Genomic DNA, 22,700 nt, shown 5'->3' with positions numbered 1-22,700 from the left:
GGAAACAACCTTTTATCCATCTAAATACCATATTTATCGCCTCCAATATAATATTGCATCTTTTCCATTATTTGGCAAAACCTTTGTTAACAGTGCCTAGTATCAGAAGATATGTTTGCAGTTCGTTGTGAGGAGAAAACATTATGCTATTCATCTAGAGCCAAATCTAGGTATAAACAAAAGGTATGGAATTCTCACCTTGGTGCGGATAATACAAAAACACTTCCAGATAAAGGGATTTGTAATAGGAATTGCTGTGTTATTGGTAATAAAAATACTAGAATAATATTAACTACTAAAAAGTGTGATTTTGCATTGCTTTGCAAAATACCAAGTGCATTGTTTATTAATATTGGAAAAGGTGGATTTTGCTGTAAGAATTCTCTAAAGAATATAGGGGTTGATGAAATATCAAAATATGGCACCATATCTATATGGTTAGGTGAGCGTGGTATAAAAGTTAAATATGCAACATCTACATTAAGATAATATGTATATAAAGAATATAGCCTTTTTTTTAATAGTAATAGTTTTGGCATTTTTCTTATATCAGAGTGCCGCAGCTGCTTTGCCATTTTTTATTGGTTTTATTGTTGCATATGCACTTAAACCTAGCTCTGATATTTTATGCAAAAAACTAAATGTAAATAGAGCAATATCTAGCCTGATTATTACCATTGCCTTTTTTGGCTCTTTAATTGTACTTTCAATCTTGATATGGCCAGTTGTAGTATTTCAAATTAGGTCATTAGCCAATAAATTGGTATTTTATGAGAAGCACTACCGTACTCTTATAGAAGATACTTTTTCATGGATATATGAATCTTTTCCATCAATTTCAACACAAATACAAGCACTTGCAGCTACTATATCTGAGAAGATATTTTTCTTTTTGAATAATATCATATTCAGTATGCTTCAATCTGGAATGATGATTATTAATCTAGCTTTTATATTAATAATAGCGCCAATAGTCTGCTTTTATTTACTTAGAGATTGGGATGAATTTGCGAAATTCATAAAGGGGTTAGTGCCAAGAAGATGGATAACTCCTTTTAGGAGAATATTAAATGAAATTAGGGGGGTCCTTAATGGCTTTTTTATTGGTCAATCTATCGTAGCCTTAATAGTTGGAATATACCACTATTTGCTTTTTCTTTCATTAAATATGGAATATGCCCTTGGTTTAGGTGTTATATCTGGAACAATGGTTTTTATACCCTATATTGGCACCCTTATAACAACATCGCTTAGTTGTTGTGCCTATATAATACAAATTGATATTGATTCAAAAATATACTTTTTAATATTTGGTCTTACGCTAAGTAATATATTAGAAAATTTAGTTATAACCCCCAAAATAGTTGGCAGCAAAGTCGGCGTACATCCACTTATAGTATTATTTGTGTTACTTGTTTCTGGTAGATTTTTTGGGTTATTTGGTATGTTATTTGCAATTCCAGCAGCAGGTTCTATCTCTGTAGTATTGAAATTTGCTATTTTGCGTTATAAAAGGAGCCTGTTTTATAAAAATAATAATAGTGATGAGTGATATAGTAGTGGATGGGGTCTCTGGCTCACTTCTTAGGCAGTATATAGAAAAAATAGAGCGCTTAGAGCTGGAGAAATCTGAAATTTCGCAACATATAAGAGATGCTTATGCGGCTGCAAAATCTGAAGGATTTGATATAAAAATTATGAGGCAAATAATAAAGATTAGGGCGTCAGATAAGCATGATATACAAGAACAAGAAACATTACTTGAGGTATACAAAAGGGCACTGGGCATGGAAAATGATCTAGATGCATAAATAATTCACAGACAAAAATAAAGACCTAAGAAATGGGTTGTGTTGATTTTGAAACAGGCAAATTTTACTGACCTGGTTATGAATCATACAACCCAATTTTATTAATAAAATCCTTAATATTCAGCTAGATTTAACAGAGCAGTTATAGCCCTTATTCATATTTTATTTATATTTTTAGATTATTTTGCGGGGCATATTGATATTATAATTCATTAGTGCAATATTCGCGCTACCTTTCTAGAGTGGTGACTGTAAAATTTTGAAATTGAGAAGTGGATAAAATTAGGTGCTGCTTTAGATTTTCATTTGAACCCCCTAAGTTGAGTGCTTGGATCTTAACTTTTGGTTCGTGATAAAGGTTATAAAAAATGTAATTTTTATATTAAGAATAATGCCAGAAGTAATCAAAACAAATGAATCTCTCAAAGGAGAGATGATCTTTGATTTCACAAAGGATACTATTTTAGAATCCACAGAGTCATATCTCAAAAAAGTTTTTGAATATGCAGGGTACCCAAATGTTGGTGCCATACATGGAATTAAAATTCAATCTATTGGTATTTCTATAGATTATGGTATGTATCTTAAAGAAGAAAGGGAGAAATATGGGGATGCCGGTATTAAGGATCATTGGATCGTGATAAGCCAAGTGGTTGTGGGCCAAATTTTATCACATATTGGAGGCCTGGCTGCGGGGGCAGCCACTTTGTCAATTGGTGGTGGTATACCGGGTGCAATAGTAGGCGCAATTTCAGTTTCTTTCACTTATGAAAATATAAATATTGGAGACAAGTCATTGAAAGAACATGTTAGGTCTATGATGGCTGATATACTGAAAAAAGATGGTCTGAAAAAAAGTGATGTAGAAACAGATGATCTGAAAAAAGCTGATCCGAAAAACGATGAACACACAACAAAAAATACAGACCAAACCAACAAAGGCAGTCAATTTAGTGACGTACGAACTGCAAACTCAAGGGAAAAGATTTTAGATAGCGTTAAAGAAACTAAGTCACAGCTGAATGAGAATTTTTTTATGCCAATCTTATTAGGTAATAATAATAAAGATTCTTGGGTTAAGGATTTTTGGTATAACAAAGAGCGTGTAACCCAATTCAATGAAATAATAATTGATATGAGCCCGCATGCGATCCGTAATACCTTTCAAAAATTAGATTTAAAGCACTCCTTCACGGGTTATATTAATCATTTTTCATATCAACCTGAAATTCATAGGCCTCTTTTTAAAACATTAGATAATAAAGGGGTTTTTCTTGATGGTCACACTATAATTAACCCTAGTTCCGGGATTCGATATACACTGCAGTCTGGTGAAACATTAATGGATATTGCCACTAAATATAATATACCAATTAATGAGCTCACCACTATGAAGAGCAACGAACATTTAGCACAGGGCATTTATGTAGATGGGCACTTTATCCCGCTCCGACTTGGTACAATAGTTAATATTCCAGTTGGAGCATATAGCAGTGCCTCAACTAACGAATCTACAGCCCAGAAAGAATTTACAGCTCACCAAGGATCACAAAAAAGCCAAGAAGAATCGCAAAAAAAACAAGAAGAATATAAAGATAACACAAATAAACAATATAAGCCTGATCAGAATGAATATGTTAGATATGGTGATCATGGCGAGGCTCAATATTACCCACAGGGTAGAGCAGAAGATGGGGGCCCAGGCCTTTTTCTTACTATTGTTGGAGGCGCTTTACGGATCGGTGTCTTTTTTGTCTTCCATTTTCCTATAGTAATAGATTTAAAAGGTAATGGTCTTAAGCTTATTGGCCCTGGAAATGCATTTTTTGATCTTACAGGTGATGGTATTTTAGATAATACTGGCTGGATAGGCCGTGGTATGGGCTTATTGTGCTTTGATTATAATCAAGATGGGAAAATTAATGAAAGTAAAGAGATAGTATTCACGCAGTGGCTAGAAAGTGCTCAAACAGATTTTGAAGGCTTGAAGTATTTTGATACTAATAATGATGGGTTCATAGATAAAAATGATCACGAATTTGAGAAATTTATTATCTGGGAAGATAAGAATATGGATGGTATCTCAGAAAAAAATGAGCTCATCTCTTTAAAAGATGCTGGTATAAAATCTATTGATCTTGATAGTAGAATTAAACTACAGGAACAGTACGAAGGAAATCAAGTAGTGGGGGCCGCTCATATACACTACTTCAACGGCTCTTCACTATTAAATGCTTATGATGTAGGTTTTCAAATTATAACACATGAAACCTAAAAAATCACTAATTGCTTGGATAGCTAAAGCATATAAGCCTCTTTTTGATGGGACTTTTTTTGAGCAGAGCGTTTATAAAGATTATTTATACCCAAAGCTTATAGTTACCAAACTGCTTCTAAAGGTAGCATTAATCCTTTATATATATATATCTATTGATGAAATGGTGACTTCAACTCAGCGTTGGAAAGAGTTTCGTTCTCCATACTCAGTTATGCTAAGGTATTATAGGGTAATGCATTGTACTGAATTCCAAGGCCTGTTACTGGATATTGGCCTTACAGAGGATAATTTTTTATTTCAATACCTTGGGAATGTTGCTCAAAAAGACCTGCAACATATAAAAGAAGTAGTACCAAAAGATGATTGTTTAGTAGATATGGTGGAATGGGATGTTAAGTTTCGCCCTTATTTTAGGCATGGTATTTATGATCAGTATCATAAATATGATGAGCTCAAGGCATGGCTAAAATCCATTAAGTATCACAAAAGCCATAGTAATATGATTGAAACTAGGTTCAAATTCCTTCAAGCGGCACATTGTTTTAGAATTTTAATGAAAAATGCCAATCAGGAAGCATCGGGCATTCCAAGATACGCAGATAAGTTACAAAAGATAATAAAAGTTCTCTTAGAATATGAAAAGGAAATAGATGAGTTTTTCAGCTTGATAGAAGATGAAAATAACTTCATCGCAAAATCTATATTGCAAAGAGAAAAGTACGTTGCAACAACTTTAAAAATAACATTATTGGATGTTGATCTCGCATTCCGCTATGATAAAGAGCTATGCTTGAGCCCATTTTATAAGGAGCTTATGGCGAGGTTTGTTGTATGGGAGTTTTACTTATCTCAAGCAACAAATCTCTCCCAGACTGAAAGCTATGAGATGAGTACTAGCTTTGATTATTATCAAAAATGCAAAAAAAATCTGGATAATGTACGAGCAGCGTGCCAAAACCAATCCTTAAATTGAAGAATTGCTTAGTTGCCCATAACAATATCAGTTCTTAAGGATGTAAATTCTCTATTTATTTGAGCTTATATCAAAAATTGTATGCAATTCTATATAATTACATTCGCAATCTAATACCTCTCTCTATTTTTTATAGATTCCGCATCTATTATAGCTATTTTATTTGAGGTGATAGATAATATATTACAGCTTAATTCAGCTTAATTCAACTTAAATCACTATACTTATGCCAAGCATGTTATCTATCACCCTTAAAATCTAATTTTTGGCGATATTATTCATCTATTCATAGAAATATCTATGAATATCCGTGTTATATACCCTAGGTTCAGTTGATGCGTTCAACGTTATTCATTATAATCTCGCATAATGATTGTATTTATGAATTTTAAATGCAAAATAATACACCTAATAGTATTTCTGAGGACTCTCACGCTCCAATAAGCTGGTGGAGTTTTGCGGGGTTTTTCTCTAATATTTGGGGCTGGCTCTGTGGTATCGGGGCTTTTTTTCGTCATCCAATATATAATTTTATACATCGTGACCTTATATCCGAAGCGCATAAAGCTGCTCAAGATATTGAATCAAAAAATAATATGTTGGCTGATGATGATGATTCTACAAGTAGTGGCAGTTACAAAAGCGCACAAGTAGTGGAGCCGAAACCTGAAAATGAAGACGGCATAACCTCACAAGGAGCGGAACCACAAGCTGAAAGGGAGGATGACGAAATAAGCTTACAAGAAGGGGAGCCGCAATCTGAAAATGAAGACGGCATAACCTCACAAGGAGCGGAGCCACAAGCTGCGGATGAGTTTAAAAATGAAGATGACAAAAGCGCACAAGTAGTGGAGCCGAAACCTGAAAATGAAGACGGCATAACCTCACAAGGAGCGGAACCACAAGCTGAAAGGGAGGATGACGAAATAAGCTTACAAGAAGGGGAGCCGCAATCTGAAAATGAAGACGGCATAACCTCACAAGGAGCGGAGCCACAAGCTGCGGATGAGTTTAAAAATGAAGATGACAAAAGCGCACAAGTAGTGGAGCCGAAACCTGAAAATGAAGACGGCATAACCTCACAAGGAGCGGAACCACAAGCTGAAAGGGAGGATGACGAAATAAGCTTACAAGAAGGGGAGCCGCAATCTGAAAATAAAGGGGGGTCACAATCTGAAGATGATGAAAGCTTACAAGGAGCGGAGCCACAATCTGCGGATGAATCTGAAGGTAGTGAAAGTTACCAAAGCGCACAAGAAGGGGAGCCACAATCTGCGGATGAATCTGAAGGTAGTGAAAGTTACCAAAGCGCACAAGAAGGGGAGCCGCAACCTTTAAATCTTGTGATTACACAAGATTTAAAATCTGTAAAAAATAAGATACTAATACAAAATCTAAATGACTTTTTAAAAAGTCACTTACCAGAAGTTACAACTGGTTATAATTTATTGAAAGAAATATTTAGTGGTGAGTTTCGTGCAGATCAGAAGCTTAATTTACATGGGTTAGCTTGTATTTCTTGGGCTTTTTATGCAGATGCTTACTTTCAAGAGTTCAATAGAGAGGCCTTAAAAAATATATTTTCTAGAGGCTCTTTTTCAATTGATGATAAAGATGGGCATTTGTTCAAAGCACTTCAAGGTATCGAATGTGTTTATGATAGGGCATCAAGCCATTATGATAAGATTGGGCAGCATGGTATTGATGTAAAAATTAACCTACCACATGGGTTTCAGCATGTATTATTTGCTCAAGTAACGGATCCAAAACCAAAGCTTTTTTTCAAGTTAGAGCCACGTGGTACAGCTACTATATGGAATTTTATAAATCACATAATTGATTATCTTAAGCCAGTAGGCGATACATCTTCTATGAGGAGAGAAAAAGACCCTGCTTTACATCCTTACAAGGATACTCAAATGGAAAGTATTCGAAAAGGTAATGATGTTGTTTTGTTAGCTGAAAATTTTATGAATGGCTCTATTTTTGATATGCTCAATGATATTATAACTAAAAATAGCTTAGATAAGGATGCACCCATATGTACGCTATTAGATATGTTGAAAAAAGCTGAAGAGGCTCAAGAGGCTCCACAACTATTAACAAACCAAGATCAAAACCCTTCAGAAATTTCAAAAAACAGTTCAGAATTGGAGTTCTCGGAGGCCCCAACAGACCCTCTAGCTATATGCGGGTGAATAACTAAAAAATAGTGTTTTAGCTAATTATAGATACAGAATGTAACCCTGCATCCATGTGAGGCCCTAGTAATTTATAAATCTCTCTGTGTTTTTCTATCTCAGTTTTTTCTTCCCCGCCTTTCAATGAAATCTCTATATGTGTTATATGGCTCAGCTCCTCAACCCCAGCATGCCCCCTATGCAGATGCGAAAGATCCTTTATTGATATGCCTGTGTAGTGCAAGCTATCCAAGATTAGCTTTGAGATCTTATATATATATTCTAAAGACTCTTTTGAGCTTGCCATAAGTGAAAGACTATACATTAGTGACAACAAATAAATGATACATTCTTCTAAGAATAAGAACCATTACCTAATAAACAATATATACAATATAAGTTAACTGCATTTAGGTCTTTAATAGGGGTTCTGCTATAACCGATGAATTGCTGTGAGTGGTAAATTATTTCTATAACTAAAGCTATATGAAATAATTATATAATGAGTCATTTTGCTAGACTTAACTCAATGATAACTAAAGTATTTTCAAAGTTAGCTATGTCACTCCTTTATGGCGATTTAGCTATATAAGTACTGGTAATAATATCTGCCAGATGCAAGTATTGTTATTAATTTCTGAAAAGCACCATCTATCTTTTTATGCCTCGTATTAAAACCTGTTTGTATAAAGGTTAAAACCATTCACAAAAATCATAGAAATCGCAGAATAATTTCATGTATTCTATTGCTTAAAATACATGAATGCTATTTTTTAAGCTAGCGCGATACTTTTATGCTGTCTTTTAGAGTTATATCACAGGTATAAATAAGAGGAGCGATTTCTGATATAATAGCTAGTTAATTAGTTAACCAGCATATCAACTCCTGTAATTTCTCTATTTACTTAATTTGATAAACATCTCTTTTAGAAATACTTGCTTTATTAATTTCATTCTTTAGATGATAGTACAACATTACCGTTATATAGCCTCTCTATCTTCCCAGCCAATTCAAGCTCCAGCAATACATAATTCACCACTACTATGTCTTCCCCTAATACACTTGATATTTGCCCAACGGAGACTGGTGAATATGATAGTTTAGGCAAGAGCTTTTTCCTAACAGAAATTAATTCATAATCGCTAGGTATAGATGTGTTACTCATTTTAAATTCATTAAAAACATCACTGCTAAATAAATCTTTTTGAAATCTTGTATTATATGAAAGTTCAGAAAGTACGTCATAACCGCTTTCAACTAAGCTAGCTCCTTTTTTTATCAATAAATTTGCACCTGTATTTAAAGACCCTGGAGAATTTGGTACAGCAAAAACATCCCTACCCTGCTCTACGGCACTATTTGCAGTAATCATGGCCCCAGATTTTAATGAAGCCTCTATAATGACGGTCGCAATAGAAATCCCAGATATAATCCTATTCCTTCTAGGAAAGTTATTTGGTAGAGGGGCGCTCCCAATCTTATACTCAGTAACTATAAGACCTTTTGTATACATTTTTTCATACAACGCCCTATTTTCCTTAGGGTATATATTATCTATACCACCTGCTATTATCCCTATGGTTCCATTCTCAAGCGCAGCTTTATGAGCAGCTGTATCTATGCCCCTTGCCATTCCTGAAACTATTACGTACCCTGCCCTAGATATCTCATCACTAAATTTTTGTGCATTTACAGTTCCTGATATCGATGCATTTCTCGATCCAACTATAGCGATACTTCTTTTATTTAAAAAATCAATATTACCTTTTACTATCAGAAGCGGCGGAAAATCAGGAATTTCTTTTAGTAATTTTGAATAATTAGGCATTGAAGAGATAAGTATCTGAGCACCAAAATTTTGGCACTCTATAATTTCTTTTTCTGCCTCAGAAATCGAACATGGCTTATTAGAGCCACCAGCAGCCTTAGCTAAATTTGAAAGCTCACTAAGAGCATTTTTAGGACTTCCAAATATAGAAAGTAGGTTAAAAAACATCCTAGGACCAACTCTAGGAGACCTAATCAGCCGTAACCAATCTAATATTTCTTTGTCAAATGTATTATCCAAAGAACTTTAAATTAAAATGTAATCTTGCAATAAGTACCTCACTGGCTATCATCACACAACATTTTATTTGAAAAAAGTTAAAATATATACACAAGTTTTATGCAATTATTTGAAGATCAAGATATTAAACCTTATGTACCAATTGCAAGAAAATATAGGCCTAAACTCTTTTCTGATATAATAGGGCAGGATCCTATAGTAGAGCTTTTAAAGAGCGCTATAAGAACAAATAGAGTGCACCATTCTATATTATTTACAGGTACAAGAGGAGTTGGAAAAACAACAATGGCAAGAATACTTGCCAAATCTATAAACTGCCTTAATAGAAAAGAAGGTGAAAGCGAGCCATGCAATACTTGTAGAAGCTGTATCTCTATATCAGAAGCAAGAAATCAGGACGTTATAGAAATTGATGCCGCCAGTAATACTAGTGTAACTGATGTTAGGGTAATTATAGATAACTCTTTATATAGACCAGTAGATTCAAAATATAAGGTTTATATAATAGATGAGGTACATATGCTCTCAACCAGCGCGTTTAATGCACTGCTTAAGATTATAGAAGAGCCACCGGTCCATATTAAATTTATTTTAGCAACTACTGAGTATAATAAAATTCCAAAAACTATACTTTCTAGATGCTTCAAGTTATTTTTAGGTTTTGTGCCAATTGATGTTTTACAGCAATATTGCAGGCATATCCTACAAATGGAAGGTTGTAGCTCAGATGATCTTGCATTAAAAATTATAGCAAGATCAGCACAAGGCTCGGCTAGGGACGCTCTTTCCATTTTAGATCAAGCAATAATACTAGGAAATATGAATGTAACTACAAGTGTTGTATCTCATATGTTATATTTCCATAACCTAGAGCTTATTTGGGAAATTTTTTCTTCGATTAGTAAGGGTGATGTAGAATCTGCAATAAATAATGTGGAATCCTGCTGCAATGGCGGCATGCCTCCCATTACAGTTCTTTCATTACTTACAAATTTTGTGCATTGCGCCTCTCAATTCTTACTAAATAAAGAGAATTTTGACTTTGAAGAAATTATACGAGCAAATTCCGATACACTCAAAAATATTGATTTTACATTTATTTTAAGAAGTTGGCAGGTTTTAATGAAAGGGTTTGAAGATATGAGGTATTCCCCATCACAACTTCAAGCATTAGAAATGCTAATAATAAAACTTTGTTATTTAAATGAAAAAATAACCCCACAAGATATGCTAGAACAACATGAGGAAAGCAATATACCTAAAACTACAAAAATATGTACAAAAACTCATACACAAAATCATACAGTTGAAGCAGAACAACAACGTATTAAAAGCTCAACTATAACCTGTATAGGTGATATATTAGAGTTATTATATGCCAATAAGGAACTAAACCTGTATAATGTATTTTATCATAAAATCTATATAATGGATCTTAGCACATCCAGGCTTCTGATATCATATGATAGAAATGAAGTTACTTCTGCAAGTATAGAATCTTTGCAAAATGTTTTAACAAAATTAACCGGTCTTAATATAGAAATTAGTGAATACAATAACTTAGCAAGAAGCGTTCATGAGGTTCTAAATGAAGAAAAAATAAAAAAAAAAGTGAAATAGAAAAAAGCGCCTTGGTGCAAAAGATTTTAAATAGCTTTACTGGATCAAAAATTGCTGATATCAAAATTAATGATATTTAATATTTTTCATTGCTGATATGCTTGAGGAGATGCTACAACAGGCGCAAGATGTACAGAAAAAAATTAAGCAAATACAAGAAGAATTAGATGATACAGAAGTAATTGGTGAAGCAGGCGCTGGCGCTGTAAGGGTTACTATGGATGCTAAAGGGCTTATAAAAAGCATAAAAATAGATAAAGAATCTTTTGCCACAGAAAAAATTGAAGTGCTAGAAGATTTAATAGTTGCCGCTATTCAAGATGCAAAAAAGAAATCTGATAATGCCTTTACAGAAAAAATTACAGAAATAGGATTACCGCCAGACTTATTAAAAAATATGTTTCAATAATAACGCAGGGATCAATTAAATTTATTTAATTATCTATATTATGGCATAATGTGGTATTTTATGGATAATATACATGTTTTATGTAAAACACATGTGTTGTTGTTTTTGTTTCTGAGATAGATGATAGCTATAAAAGTTAAGAATTTTGGTATTCTTATACATTCCGCTATAGAAAATGGCTGGCTACTCTTTATAGCAGCAGCTCTTGGTATATTTACAGCGAATTCAAAATACTCAGAGCTGTATCAACACTATATATCTTCCGATTTAAAGTTAATATTTGCAGATTATTCTGTTGGAATGTCAATGGCTAATTGGGTAAACGAGCTATTGATGGCATTCTTCTTCCTAATTGTAGGTATGGAGATAAAAAGGGAGATTGTTGAAGGGCGCCTTTCATCACCAGCACAAAGAATATTACCTATTGTTGGGGCGTTTGGGGGGATAGTAGTGCCTGTCCTTATATATTGCGTTTTTAATATACATAATGATACAGCCCTGAAAGCATGGGCCACACCAGCGGCTACAGATATAGCATTTGCAATAGGTGTAATGGGAATTTTTGGAAAGGGAATACCTACTTCACTTAGAGTATTTTTAACCGCACTTGCAATAATAGATGATTTGGTTTCAGTATTAATAATAGCAATCTTCTATAATGAATCTATAAATATAGAGTACCTATTTTATATTTCTATATGTATCGCCTTGCTCTTTTACTTAAATAGAAGAGATGTTTCTTCAAAATTTGTATATCTAGTTATAGGAGGCTTCATGTGGTCTTTTTTCCTACAATCCGGAATACATGCCACAGTTGCAGGGGCCGTGCTAGGAATGCTTATACCAATAAGATCAAAAACTGGTACCGAAGTAATGGCGGATCTTGAAAGAGGACTTGGGCCATTGAATTATTACGTAATACTTCCACTCTTTGCCTTTGTAAATAGTGGCTTATCTTTGAGCAATTTTTCATTAGGAGATTTGCTACATCCTATAGTACTGGGAACTGGTCTGGGTTTGTTTTTTGGTAAACAGATTGGTATTTTTTCTGCTTGCTATATCTTAATAAAGATGGGGAAAGCTAAGCTACCAGAGCATAGTACATATGCACAGTTTTATGGTACATCTGTAGTCTGCGGCATAGGTTTTACTATGAGTCTATTTATCGCATTACTGGCATTCGCTCATAATACCACATATCTAAATGAAATAAAGCTTGGGATCATGCTCGGCTCACTTGCCTCTCTAATTATAGGTGCAATTATAATATCTATAACAGGTACTCGCAAAAGCTCTGTTTAAAAATAACCAGGATAATGAATAGTAATAATTCTCAAAATGAAATAGAAATAATAGCAAAAATACATTCTCCATTTGGAGTTAAGGGGCTTGCTAAGTTGATAAATTTTGCTATTCCTCCTGAATCTATATCCAAGCTTTCCCCCCTATATTCAGATTCTGGAGACCCTTTTAAAATAGAATTTTTATTTCAAAAAGATAAATTTTCCATATGCAAGATAGAGGGCATAACATCAAGAGAAGAGGTAGAAAATTTGGTTGGTATGGAGCTATCTGCACAAACTTCGAAATTTCAAGCCATTACAAATTCTGATGAATTTTACCATTCACAACTACTTGGTTGTAAGGTATTGCTGAATGAGAATACGCTAGGATACGTGGAAGATATACAAAACTTTGGAGCTGGGGATTTGCTATTAATTAATGATAATGGTAACAGCTTTTATTGTCCATTTCATGCAAATTTCATAATAAGCATTAGCTTAGAGAATAAAGCACTATATGCACATAAAAATATAATGGATCTAAAAGATATATAAAAAGTGCTGCATGTTAATGTTTGAGCTAAAAAAAAATTTACACTAAATAACTTTAGTGCTTTAATTTTGTTAAGTATAATGATTTAAGCTGAATTAGCATAGGTATCTATCTCAAATAAAACAGCTATACATATACCAATCAAGTTATCTCAGAATTCAGGATTTAAAAATTCAAACAATAAACTACAAATACAGTAGAGATTTCGACCTAGCACTAACTTCAAAGCTGTCTTAATATAAAAAATACAATAACACACACCATAATTCTCTAATAACTAGAAAGGCAGCGAATACTTTAATAAGAATTCATCATTACCACCTCTTACTTCTTATTTATTAAATTTTTTCTATATACATAAAAGATACTTGCAAAAAACATAAAAGTAGCCAAAGGACAAAAAATGATCTTGAATGAAACCCAATCAGAATCTTCAAAATTTCTCCAAACTATTTCATTAAGTATCGCAAGAAAAATAAAAAAATATGAAAAGACCGTAGAAAGCTTTTTCCATGTAACATCCTCTAATAGCAGAATCCTTTCAAATATTTTTTTAATAAGATATATTTCCTTAAGCGATAATATATATATAAAAAAAGCAAGCGAAGAATATAATATGGATGGCTTCATCTTTATAATGGAGCTATTACCGGTTATTGCAGTTAACATCCCCATGATGATCACTAATATAGAGGATAATATCTGAAAATCATTTTCCTTATCACCTTTTGATCTTCGCCTTAAGAGATATGGTAGCGTTAATAGAGAAGTAATAGATAAAACCAACGAAGCTTTTATTAGCCCAAAAAAATAATACGTAAACGCAAATATTGCTAAAGATAAGATTTCAATATACTTCATATTAATAAGCAAAATATTTGAGTGAAAAGTTGATGATAAGAACCATTAGTGCAATACTATTATTTCTATTAGCTTGCAACCATATTATTAGCAGCAATGCTTTTTCAGCAGATACTGATGTTTTTACTGTATGCAGTAGTACGTATGAATCTTTTCTTGGAAACTTAGAAGACTCCAAGAAAAACGTTATGCAAAAGCTATCTAGGGAATGTTTTGAGAAATTTTTAAGAAAAGTCTCTGTCTTAAGTGATTTTGATACAACTAAACTTCTTGAAGATTTTGATTATAAAACAATGGTAAGTTCTTTTAATATAACTTCACAAAGGGAAACTTCAACAAGTTATGGTGCTTCAGTTTGTTTTACATTTAACAAAAAGAACGTAAAGCCATTTTTGCTAAACCATGGTTTTATATATTTTGATAAGAATTACGATTCTCTTTTAATTATATCAGTATTAGATGAAGAAACCCCTTCCTATATTTGGAGTGGTAATTCAGTTGAAAATTTTGGTCTAATAAAACCAGCTTTTTTAAAACCGGATTTAGAAGATTTAATAAAATTACGAGGGATAAATTTTCTTAATGCAAAATATGAAGATTTTTTACCTATATTAAAAAAATATGGATTTGAAGACCTAGCTATTACAATAGTAAAAAAAACAGACAGTCTAATAAGTATAAAAGTTAGACTTATAGGTAATAATCATAACGAAATGCATAATCTAGATTGCCGTGATAAAATTTTAAAAGATTCTGGGGTCGATGATGAGTATATAACCTTTGCTATTTTGAATTTTTTAGATTCTTGGTGGAAGAAGGATCTGAGCACATTTAAGAAATGTGCATTGGATATTGGTGTTAAGCATAAGGGGGAATAGTATAGTGATTTAAGCTGCATAAGCTGTAATATAGGCGATATTACCCCAATCTACCTCAAATAACACGGCTATATAGTAATTTGAGTTATTGTATAGCTAAGATAGTATAAAATGGCGCAATAATTGCTCTAGCTTCTTAACTCCTATTTTATATGACGTTTTATACTGACTTCGCTATACAATAAAAATTTATAGATACAGTAAGCATCAAATATAGTAATTTAAAAGCAGAACGCACGACAATCCATATAATGACATAAGCGTATTAAATGCAAATATCATTTGCATTTAATACGCGCTGATAAATATATACATAAGCAAAAGAGATTTGAGCTCAAATTCAATCATATCGCAGCTATTCATACCATGGAATTATCTTGATACTCTTTCGAAAATAAGTTCAATGAAGATGCAAACATGACTATAGAGGACTCGTTTGTTTAGATTAGCCATTTTCCAAAAACCCCCTCCAAACTTTTAGCTCCTCCAAGGAAATAATCCCCAAGCGTAGGCCCTCGAGCCCCTATCAGGAAGTATACCAATTTTTATGACTACTTTTTTCTACTATAATGTGCAAAAAATGGGAGCGCTATTAAATATAATGCCCCTATAGTTGGCAAGACTATCCAAGGCTCCAGCAACGCAGCAGTTATGAAAGCGCCCAACAATGCAATAGATATAGGCAAATTATTACGATTAATTGTTATATTTTTAATAGACGGGGTTGGCATACTGCTCACCATAAGTATAGCTATAATTACCACATAAACTGCAATAGCATTACTATAAATTGCAATATCATGATTTATAAATGATACCATCATTGGCATCATAGAAAGCACTGCCGCAACTGGCATTGGCACACCTTCAAACGTTGCTAACATATTTGGCCCACTTTTTTCCTTATGAATACCTACTGCCCCCGCATTAAACCTAGCAAGCCTAAATGCAGAGCAAACTATATAAAACAAAACTATAGCCCATCCTATCCCTCTATAAGGTATTTTAGATAAAGACCATATATATATCGCTATACCTGGAGCTATGCCGAAATTAACCAAATCTGCCAAAGAGTCCAGTTGCGCACCAAAATTACTAGATAAATTCAAAAATCTTGCTATACGACCATCAAGACCATCTATTATTGCGGCAATAACTATCAACGAGACAGCTGTTTCGAATTTTAAATCAAGGCTATACCTAATCGCAGTTGATCCAAGGCATAATGCAAAAAGTGTAACTATATTTGGTATAAGACTAGCTAATGTTATGCTACTTTTTTGTTGATTCATTTTTTTTTACAAAATTTTTCAAGATTTTCAATAAAAATACAGTCGATGCTATATAAAACACACCGCCAATAAAAAAAGAGGATAAAGTGGAAACCATCATACCATAATATAAAAATGTTTTCATGAGGAATTTTGATAGAACGGTCATAAAAAAGGCACAAGTGATATATAATAAAATCTTTATCCCCAAGCCTTTGATTAAATTAATATTATATTTTCTTAATGTATATGATAAAAGTAACAAATTACACCAAGAAGAAATTACTGTAGCAATTCCAATTCCAAGATAACCGAATAGCTTAATCCCAAAATAGGCAGAAAAAGCATTTATTAGCGCAGTTATTATAGAAATAAGCATAGGGGTCTTTGTATCCCCCATCGAATAAAATGAGTTGTTGAATATTTTTATTAATGCATAAGCTGGTAAGGCAATAGACATAACATGCGTTAAAGTTGCAGTATTATATGTGGATTGGCTATCAAATTTACCCCTCTCTAGCAATATTCTCACTATCTCATCAGAAAATGTAAATAAAGCAAAACATGATGGTATAATGAAAAATAAGACAAAATTTATTGCAATATTATTAGACTTATCCTTTTGTGTAGATAAAAGCGGTAATAAAACAGTTGCGGCAGAAGTCCCAATTATTGCAAGTGGAAGTTGGATCAATCTGTCTGTGTAATAAATATATGAAAGCGCACCTGAGATACTAGATGCAAACATCACATTTACCCATATATTAATTTGATTTATTCCAGCGCTAATAATGCAATTAAAAGCTTTCGATATAACTTTTTTTGCCTCATCATTTATTCTAGGTAATTGAATTTTAGGTAGGATCATATTTTTATTCATAAAGTATATCAAAAGCGATAACTCTATTAATCCAGAAATTAAAACGCCATACGCCGCATCATGAGCCTTACTTTCTGTATTAAGAAAATACAAAGATAGTATTAGCGATACATTAAGTATTATTGGCGTAATAGAAAAAGGTAAAAATGAGCCTATGCTATTTAGCATACTGCCATAAAATGCAGATAAGCAGATAAAAACAGCATAAATGAAGATAATTTTGGAAAGGCTTATTGTAAGTAAGAATTTACATTGATCATCAACAAACCCTGGCGTTAAGAATTTTACTAAATCTTCTATAAAAAAAAGAGAGAGACTTACCAGGGTAATTGTTGTTAATAAAAGTATCGATTGAATATTTGAAGACAAAGAAATCGCATTGCTAATATTACTTTTAAATTTTTTAGAAAAAATTGGTACAAAAGCAGAGCTAAACCCCCCTTCTCCCAGCATTACCCTGAACAAATTCATAAATCTGAATGAGGCAATAAAAGCCTCACCAACAGACCCAGTACCAAAATAAAATGCAAAAAACGCATCCCTTATATAACCAGCTATTCTAGAACACAGAGTAGCAACGGCAACAAGCAGCGTACTTTTTATAAATTTAGCATCGTTAGATTTTATAGCATTTTCCATTGATTAAAATTATGTGTTAGCATTCTTATGATACTCAAAAGCCTGATCCCAGTTACCTTTAGTTGCAGCTCTAGCATATTCTGTTGATCTTGCTTCGAAAAAATTTGCATGCTCCGGTGAATTTAAAATCTCATCCATCCATGGGAGAGGATTTTTCTTTATATCAAAAATGCTACTAAGGCCAAGTTGCTTTAGCCTCCTATTAGCAATAAACCTTATATATAACTTCACATCCAATGCTGTTATGCCTTCTATAGCGCCACCAAACTCAAATGCAAGGTCTATAAATGCATCTTCTAATTCAACAATTTTTCTACATGCATTATATAAGAAGGCTATTAGCTCATCTGACCATACTTCTGGATTTTCGTTGATAAAAATTCTAAACAAATGTGTTATGGAATCTGTATGGAGGGTTTCATCCCTAACAGACCATGCAACTATTTGGCCCATACCCTTCATCTTGCCGAATCTCTGAAAATTCATTAACATTGCAAAAGACCCAAATAGCTGAAGCCCTTCTGTGAACGCGCCAAATACAGCAAGAGTTTTTGCTATATCAAGCTTTGTATCCACGTTGAATTGCTGCAAATAATCATACTTATTTTTCATTTGCTCATATTTGAGAAAGGCCTGATATTCAACTTCTGGCATACCGACCGTATCTAGTAGATGTGCATACGCAGCTATATGTATAGTTTCTATATTTGAAAATGCAGCAAGCATCATCTGAACCTCTTTTGGCTTAAAAATTTTACCGTAATTCTGCATATAGCAGTTACTAACCTCTATATCAGCTTGAGTAAAAAATCTGAAAATCTGCGTAAGTAGATGACGCTCTGATTCACTTAAAGAGTACTTCCAATCTCTAACATCATCTGCCATAGATACCTCTTCAGGCATCCAATGGATCCGCTGCTGCATTTGCCAAGCATCATATGCAAATGGATACTGAAAAGGCTTATAGAATGCCCTAGGCTCTAATAATGACATAGCAGATTAAATGAAATAATTTCTAATATAAAATTAGAGCGGGATGTTACATATGAATCATTATAGTTTCAATTTAAATCTCATATTTCTTCACTTATACATCCCGCATAATATTCTCAATCTAGATCGATTGAATGCAAATCAAGCATATATCAGAATATTACCAATTTATCTAAACTTTTTATGCTAGCACCAAGTCCTAATATCTAGCCAATTTACTATTCTTTGCAAACCAAAGCTACGTAACTTGACATTTTCCCAAGCATTTGAACAAATTAGTGCTATATAACGCCTTATTTACATGTAAATATTATTGTGGCTTCATAATCCTCAGATGTATCTACTGTTTGGAATGAGCCTGTAGCTCTTGCAAGAGAAGATGTGACTGATGCAAGGGCTTGTTTGGTGGTTGGATCCATACCGCCTTTGTACTGCACTTCAGAGCTCAGTATACTCACATCAAGCTTCCTCTTCTTACAATACTTACCAGCCTCCTTTACACCATCAGAAAGAGCATCAGACCGTCTACTGGATGCTGACACAAGCTTATATTTACCATCGCTTTCAGGTATAACAATAGTACTGCTAAAACACCCGGAAACTACAATTGCACAGATAGAAAGAGCAAAAATTCTTTTCATACTTTAAATAAATTACTAGTTACATCAACACAGAGAGTAAATGATAAGTACAACCTATAAAATAGCTAACTTATATTAAGTGTAGCTATAAATCGCAGCAATAGACAACGAGGTATAAACTTATGATAACTGTATTAATTTTACTATAAATTTATATGCCTATATCAAGCTACCCTCACTTATACATAGTGTATAACTCTTTATATAAGTTTGCTATAACATATTCGATATATGTTTAGACATTGCTAATAAAGTGTATGTTTAATATATAACTATTTTATTTGAGATAGCGTAGATAGATAATATATTACAACTTATGCTGATTCAACTTAAATCACTATATGTACACTTTGTTATTGAATAGCAGCAGTATAAAATCACTGGTTCTATTGTATAGTAATTGAAGTTAAACTAACAGAAATGATATGTTTTTTGATCTAAAGGTGATCATATACAGTCTAGATTTGTGAGAGTAACGAGATTCATCAAGTCAGGTAATACTTAAATATCAGCAGCTAAAGTATTTCCTTTAACTAATTATATGAGACTATATCGCATAATGTTAGCACTAAAGGCAAATAACCATCAAAATTAATTTACATATATTCCAAAACCTTCAAGCCCTTTAGTTTAAAATCCATACTTTTTGTGAATTGTCATGATTATGAAAAGGAAATTGATACCAATTGCCAAGGGCTATGGCCTAGCTTGAGCTATATGCATTAGCATCAAACCAATCAATAAAGTTTATTACCATTTCAGATTCTCGACAAATAGCGCAACTTTTTACAAAAAACCACCATGCAAATCACCTATCTTCTCAAGTAGATCAACATCTGTTAGATATAGGAACTTCATAAACTTAAAAAATTACATCATTTTATCCAGCTACATAGATCAAGATTACCTTTACTTCTTCTTTCCTAGAACTCACATTAATCTCTATACCAGTCTCTAAAGAGCTAGATGAATCAGAAAAACCAACACAAATTAAATTTACGATCTTTCATAAAAACTCAACAAGTATAAAGAGCTATATAAAAACACAATTTTGACGATCTAGTATATTAGAATCAAGTATGCTCTCTTTCAGCATCGAATTAAATATATTATCTATTTGATTAGTGTCTGTCTTTGCCTCAAAATGAACCCGAGTTGTAAAGAACCCGAATTATAAAGAAATCTACATATTATGAAAGCGAATACCGTTTGCTGGTTCGATCTTCCAGTCATAAGTCTAAATAGGGCAATCAAGTTTTATTCCAACGTGCTGGGAGAGGAAATAGAGGTCACAAAATATGATGATTTCGTTTTTGCTGTCATTCCATGCAAAGATGGTGGCGTGACCGGCTGCCTAGTCGAAACATCAGAGATGCGCCCATCAAATGATGGTATTTTATTGTATTTTTCTGTTGATGGTAGATTGGATGATGCTCTAGAAAATGTAACTAAGCAAGGAGGTAAAGTTTTAGTGGAAAAGGAACAGATTGGACCATGGGGCTATAGGGCAATTGTTCTAGACTCTGAAGGGAATAAGATAGCGCTACATACAAATTAAGGAAATATATTACTAACAATGGGCTACAGCTTTATGCCTATTTTTGACTAAAAACTTTCTTAAGTCTTTTTATCATCAGCTACTCCCTCATGCGTTTTATCTAGCTCTTCTTCAAGATTATCATCCTTATCATCTATTTTCACCTCTTCCTCACCACCTTCATTACCCTCTACCGTCCCATTATCTTTGCTGGATTCAGATACATCGCTATCTTCAATATTATTATCATCTACAAGACCCTCTGATACTAAAATACCACCCTCTATATTTCTACTTAACCCAGCATCTTCACCATCAATTGACCCACTTATCCTCTCTATCTCCTCATACTTTTCTTTCACCTCTGCCACATCCTCTTGCATCTCATGGAGCTTATCAGATGCTTTCTCACTCTCCGCACCACCTGATCTATTATCTTGGTTATCCACTGAATCATCTATCTGCCTACTTTCATTAAATTCTAAAGAATCCTGTGCATTCTCCTGAATACCATTTGCCTCATTCTTTGCCTCATTGATTTCTTCACTTATCCTCTCTATCTCCTCATACTTTTCTTTCACCTCTGCCACATCCTCTTGCATCTCATGGAGCTTATCAGATGCTTTCTCACTCTCCGCACCACCTGATCTATTATCTTGGTTATCCACTGAATCATCTATCTGCCTACTTTCATTAAATTCTAAAGAATCCTGTGCATTCTCCTGAATACCATTTGCCTCATTCTTTGCCTCATTGATTTCTTCACTTATCCTCTCTATCTCCTCATACTTTTCTTTCACCTCTGCCACATCCTCTTGCATCAGTTTATCAGCAGTAGAGCCCTTGCTATCTTTATCACCCTCAGTATGATCAGGCAAATCACCAACCATCATACCTCCACCAAGCCCCACTACTGGTACTATAGAATCTGTAGCAGCGGATACATCATCTCTAGATTCTTTTAATTCATTCTTTTCAAGAATATCACCGTCTAATTTTAGCTTATCACCACTTTCATGCAAACCCTCAAGATCATCTTCATTACCCCTCTTAATCCCTGATTTATCACCAGATCCGTTTAGGGCATCTTTATCATCTGGATTATTTATTAATTCAACATTACTTAAATTGTCTACTATTTTTAAATCCCTTCCCTCACCCGTTAAATCTTTTATAGCTCTATCTTCAGCGCTTATAGCCCTATCTTCAGCGCTGTCAGAACCTTTATCAGCAGCACCACCTTTCTCTATACTACCTTTATTATCATCAGCAGCAGCATTATCTATTTCTTGCCCATTAACCTTTATTTTACCTTCATTAAAGCTAACTCTTAGCTCATCAGCCTTAAAGTCCTTACCGTTTATCTTGACACCCCCATCAACTAGCGCACTAATTTTCACTGTCATTTCTGCTATATTAGGTGCATTATCCCTATTATCTTTTATATTTAGCTCAAGCTCCTTACCTTTTAACTCTTCTCCGTTGACACTAATTTTATCCCCATTCACATTAATTTTAACCTCATTGTCCGCTTTTATAACTTTTCCGTTTACATTTATATCCAATTTCACATTATCACTTACGCTATTATCTCTTGCACCACTACTAATTAAATCAGCACCTCTCTGATCGCGCACACTATCTTTACTACTATCATCTGTAGAATCACCCATCCTGCTCTTCACAGCGCCATATGCAGCACCCCCCACCTTCAGTGCGATACCCTTAGGCACTGTTAACAAAGGTTTTGCCAAATAATGGAAAAGATGCAATATTATATTGGAGGCGATAAATATGGTATTTAGATGGATAAAAGGTTGTTTC

Annotated in this window: 20 protein-coding genes; 12 read left to right on the top strand and 8 right to left on the bottom strand. The window is 33.5% G+C overall.

The window, feature by feature from the left end; genetic code table 11:
• Positions 1-111: 111 nt before the first annotated feature.
• The 6 genes from Cyrtocomes_RS01585 (at position 112) to Cyrtocomes_RS01560 (ending at position 7,260) form a co-directional block, all read left to right on the top strand.
• Positions 112-489, top strand: coding sequence for a hypothetical protein (locus Cyrtocomes_RS01585; protein WP_322497464.1), 378 nt, complete (start codon positions 112-114; stop codon positions 487-489).
• Position 490: 1 nt separating this feature from the next.
• The gene (locus tag Cyrtocomes_RS01580) at positions 491-1,552 is read left to right on the top strand and encodes an AI-2E family transporter (RefSeq protein ID WP_322497463.1); all 1,062 of its coding nucleotides are present in this window, start codon (positions 491-493) and stop codon (positions 1,550-1,552) included.
• On the top strand, positions 1,545-1,811 hold the full coding sequence (locus tag Cyrtocomes_RS01575; RefSeq protein ID WP_322497462.1) for a DUF2312 domain-containing protein: 267 nt from the start codon (positions 1,545-1,547) through the stop codon (positions 1,809-1,811). The genes Cyrtocomes_RS01580 and Cyrtocomes_RS01575 overlap by 8 nt, the downstream gene beginning before the upstream one ends.
• Before the next feature lie 349 nt (positions 1,812-2,160).
• A complete protein-coding gene (locus Cyrtocomes_RS01570) occupies positions 2,161-4,086 on the top strand; it encodes a LysM domain-containing protein (protein WP_322497461.1) in 1,926 nt (641 codons plus the stop codon).
• Positions 4,076-5,062, top strand: a complete 987-nt coding sequence (locus Cyrtocomes_RS01565) for a hypothetical protein (protein WP_322497460.1) — start codon at positions 4,076-4,078, stop codon at positions 5,060-5,062. The genes Cyrtocomes_RS01570 and Cyrtocomes_RS01565 overlap by 11 nt, the downstream gene beginning before the upstream one ends.
• 392 nt (positions 5,063-5,454) lie before the next feature.
• Positions 5,455-7,260, top strand: a complete 1,806-nt coding sequence (locus tag Cyrtocomes_RS01560; protein WP_322497459.1) for an ICP22 family protein — start codon at positions 5,455-5,457, stop codon at positions 7,258-7,260.
• Between the two features lie 19 nt (positions 7,261-7,279).
• Here the strand turns inward: Cyrtocomes_RS01560 and Cyrtocomes_RS01555 are convergent, their stop codons facing one another.
• Both Cyrtocomes_RS01555 and dprA read right to left on the bottom strand, forming a co-directional pair.
• Complete coding sequence (locus tag Cyrtocomes_RS01555) at positions 7,280-7,549, bottom strand: BolA/IbaG family iron-sulfur metabolism protein (RefSeq protein WP_322497458.1); 270 nt, start codon at positions 7,547-7,549, stop codon at positions 7,280-7,282.
• A gap of 643 nt (positions 7,550-8,192) precedes the next feature.
• Positions 8,193-9,311, bottom strand: a complete 1,119-nt coding sequence (gene dprA / locus Cyrtocomes_RS01550; protein ID WP_322497457.1) for a DNA-processing protein DprA — start codon at positions 9,309-9,311, stop codon at positions 8,193-8,195.
• Positions 9,312-9,410: 99 nt separating this feature from the next.
• Between dprA and dnaX the strand changes: the two genes are divergently transcribed.
• The 4 genes from dnaX to rimM all read left to right on the top strand — a co-directional run bounded on the left by dnaX (position 9,411) and on the right by rimM (position 13,178).
• A complete protein-coding gene (dnaX, locus tag Cyrtocomes_RS01545) occupies positions 9,411-10,931 on the top strand; it encodes a DNA polymerase III subunit gamma/tau (protein ID WP_322497456.1) in 1,521 nt (506 codons plus the stop codon).
• A 97-nt stretch (positions 10,932-11,028) separates the two neighbouring features.
• A complete protein-coding gene (locus Cyrtocomes_RS01540) occupies positions 11,029-11,340 on the top strand; it encodes a YbaB/EbfC family nucleoid-associated protein (RefSeq protein WP_322497455.1) in 312 nt (103 codons plus the stop codon).
• Between the two features lie 120 nt (positions 11,341-11,460).
• A complete protein-coding gene (nhaA, locus tag Cyrtocomes_RS01535; protein WP_322497454.1) occupies positions 11,461-12,642 on the top strand; it encodes a Na+/H+ antiporter NhaA in 1,182 nt (393 codons plus the stop codon).
• A 14-nt stretch (positions 12,643-12,656) separates the two neighbouring features.
• Positions 12,657-13,178, top strand: a complete 522-nt coding sequence (gene rimM / locus Cyrtocomes_RS01530; protein ID WP_322497453.1) for a ribosome maturation factor RimM — start codon at positions 12,657-12,659, stop codon at positions 13,176-13,178.
• Positions 13,179-13,500: 322 nt separating this feature from the next.
• Here the strand turns inward: rimM and Cyrtocomes_RS01525 are convergent, their stop codons facing one another.
• Entirely contained in the window at positions 13,501-14,037 is a 537-nt protein-coding gene (locus tag Cyrtocomes_RS01525; protein ID WP_322497452.1) for an inner membrane-spanning protein YciB, read from the bottom strand.
• Positions 14,038-14,054: 17 nt separating this feature from the next.
• On the opposite strand from Cyrtocomes_RS01525, the gene Cyrtocomes_RS01520 reads away from it, so the two are divergent.
• Complete coding sequence (locus Cyrtocomes_RS01520) at positions 14,055-14,915, top strand: hypothetical protein (protein ID WP_322497451.1); 861 nt, start codon at positions 14,055-14,057, stop codon at positions 14,913-14,915.
• A gap of 551 nt (positions 14,916-15,466) precedes the next feature.
• On the opposite strand, the gene pssA is transcribed toward Cyrtocomes_RS01520, so the two are convergent.
• The 4 genes from pssA to Cyrtocomes_RS01500 all read right to left on the bottom strand — a co-directional run bounded on the left by pssA (position 15,467) and on the right by Cyrtocomes_RS01500 (position 19,339).
• Complete coding sequence (pssA, locus tag Cyrtocomes_RS01515) at positions 15,467-16,207, bottom strand: CDP-diacylglycerol--serine O-phosphatidyltransferase (RefSeq protein ID WP_322497450.1); 741 nt, start codon at positions 16,205-16,207, stop codon at positions 15,467-15,469.
• Positions 16,188-17,705: a murein biosynthesis integral membrane protein MurJ gene (gene murJ, locus Cyrtocomes_RS01510; RefSeq protein ID WP_322497449.1), complete on the bottom strand. Its 1,518-nt coding sequence runs from the start codon at positions 17,703-17,705 to the stop codon at positions 16,188-16,190. The genes pssA and murJ overlap by 20 nt, the downstream gene beginning before the upstream one ends.
• 9 nt (positions 17,706-17,714) lie before the next feature.
• Positions 17,715-18,698 (bottom strand): ribonucleotide-diphosphate reductase subunit beta, encoded by a 984-nt coding sequence (locus Cyrtocomes_RS01505; protein ID WP_322497448.1) that lies wholly within the window; start codon positions 18,696-18,698, stop codon positions 17,715-17,717.
• Positions 18,699-18,991: 293 nt separating this feature from the next.
• On the bottom strand, positions 18,992-19,339 hold the full coding sequence (locus Cyrtocomes_RS01500; protein WP_322497447.1) for a hypothetical protein: 348 nt from the start codon (positions 19,337-19,339) through the stop codon (positions 18,992-18,994).
• Between the two features lie 1,192 nt (positions 19,340-20,531).
• On the opposite strand from Cyrtocomes_RS01500, the gene Cyrtocomes_RS01495 reads away from it, so the two are divergent.
• Positions 20,532-20,897, top strand: coding sequence for a VOC family protein (locus Cyrtocomes_RS01495; protein ID WP_322497446.1), 366 nt, complete (start codon positions 20,532-20,534; stop codon positions 20,895-20,897).
• Positions 20,898-20,956: 59 nt separating this feature from the next.
• Here the strand turns inward: Cyrtocomes_RS01495 and Cyrtocomes_RS01490 are convergent.
• Positions 20,957-22,700 (bottom strand): hypothetical protein (locus Cyrtocomes_RS01490; RefSeq protein ID WP_322497445.1); only part of this gene is annotated, 1,744 nt, incomplete at its 5' end.

This window comes from Candidatus Cyrtobacter comes, from assembly GCF_034470605.1.
Taxonomy (GTDB): domain Bacteria; phylum Pseudomonadota; class Alphaproteobacteria; order Rickettsiales; family Midichloriaceae; genus Cyrtobacter; species Cyrtobacter comes.
Note: the sequence above shows the minus strand (reverse complement) of the source record. Positions and strands in the feature narration are given on the sequence as shown.

What these genes read in the sequence shown, in the direction of transcription:
- Cyrtocomes_RS01565 (WP_322497460.1), top strand. Translation starts at nt 4,076, where the DNA reads ATGAAACCTAAAAAATCACTAATTGCTTGGATAGCTAAAGCATATAAG.
- murJ (WP_322497449.1), bottom strand. Translation starts at nt 17,705, where the DNA reads ATGGAAAATGCTATAAAATCTAACGATGCTAAATTTATAAAAAGTACG.
- Cyrtocomes_RS01560 (WP_322497459.1), top strand. Translation starts at nt 5,455, where the DNA reads ATGCAAAATAATACACCTAATAGTATTTCTGAGGACTCTCACGCTCCA.
- Cyrtocomes_RS01555 (WP_322497458.1), bottom strand. Translation starts at nt 7,549, where the DNA reads ATGGCAAGCTCAAAAGAGTCTTTAGAATATATATATAAGATCTCAAAG.
- Cyrtocomes_RS01500 (WP_322497447.1), bottom strand. Translation starts at nt 19,339, where the DNA reads ATGAAAAGAATTTTTGCTCTTTCTATCTGTGCAATTGTAGTTTCCGGG.
- Cyrtocomes_RS01585 (WP_322497464.1), top strand. Translation starts at nt 112, where the DNA reads ATGTTTGCAGTTCGTTGTGAGGAGAAAACATTATGCTATTCATCTAGA.
- nhaA (WP_322497454.1), top strand. Translation starts at nt 11,461, where the DNA reads ATGATAGCTATAAAAGTTAAGAATTTTGGTATTCTTATACATTCCGCT.
- Cyrtocomes_RS01575 (WP_322497462.1), top strand. Translation starts at nt 1,545, where the DNA reads ATGAGTGATATAGTAGTGGATGGGGTCTCTGGCTCACTTCTTAGGCAG.
- dnaX (WP_322497456.1), top strand. Translation starts at nt 9,411, where the DNA reads ATGCAATTATTTGAAGATCAAGATATTAAACCTTATGTACCAATTGCA.
- Cyrtocomes_RS01540 (WP_322497455.1), top strand. Translation starts at nt 11,029, where the DNA reads ATGCTTGAGGAGATGCTACAACAGGCGCAAGATGTACAGAAAAAAATT.
- Cyrtocomes_RS01505 (WP_322497448.1), bottom strand. Translation starts at nt 18,698, where the DNA reads ATGTCATTATTAGAGCCTAGGGCATTCTATAAGCCTTTTCAGTATCCA.
- Cyrtocomes_RS01580 (WP_322497463.1), top strand. Translation starts at nt 491, where the DNA reads ATGTATATAAAGAATATAGCCTTTTTTTTAATAGTAATAGTTTTGGCA.
- Cyrtocomes_RS01525 (WP_322497452.1), bottom strand. Translation starts at nt 14,037, where the DNA reads ATGAAGTATATTGAAATCTTATCTTTAGCAATATTTGCGTTTACGTAT.
- pssA (WP_322497450.1), bottom strand. Translation starts at nt 16,207, where the DNA reads ATGAATCAACAAAAAAGTAGCATAACATTAGCTAGTCTTATACCAAAT.
- Cyrtocomes_RS01495 (WP_322497446.1), top strand. Translation starts at nt 20,532, where the DNA reads ATGAAAGCGAATACCGTTTGCTGGTTCGATCTTCCAGTCATAAGTCTA.
- rimM (WP_322497453.1), top strand. Translation starts at nt 12,657, where the DNA reads ATGAATAGTAATAATTCTCAAAATGAAATAGAAATAATAGCAAAAATA.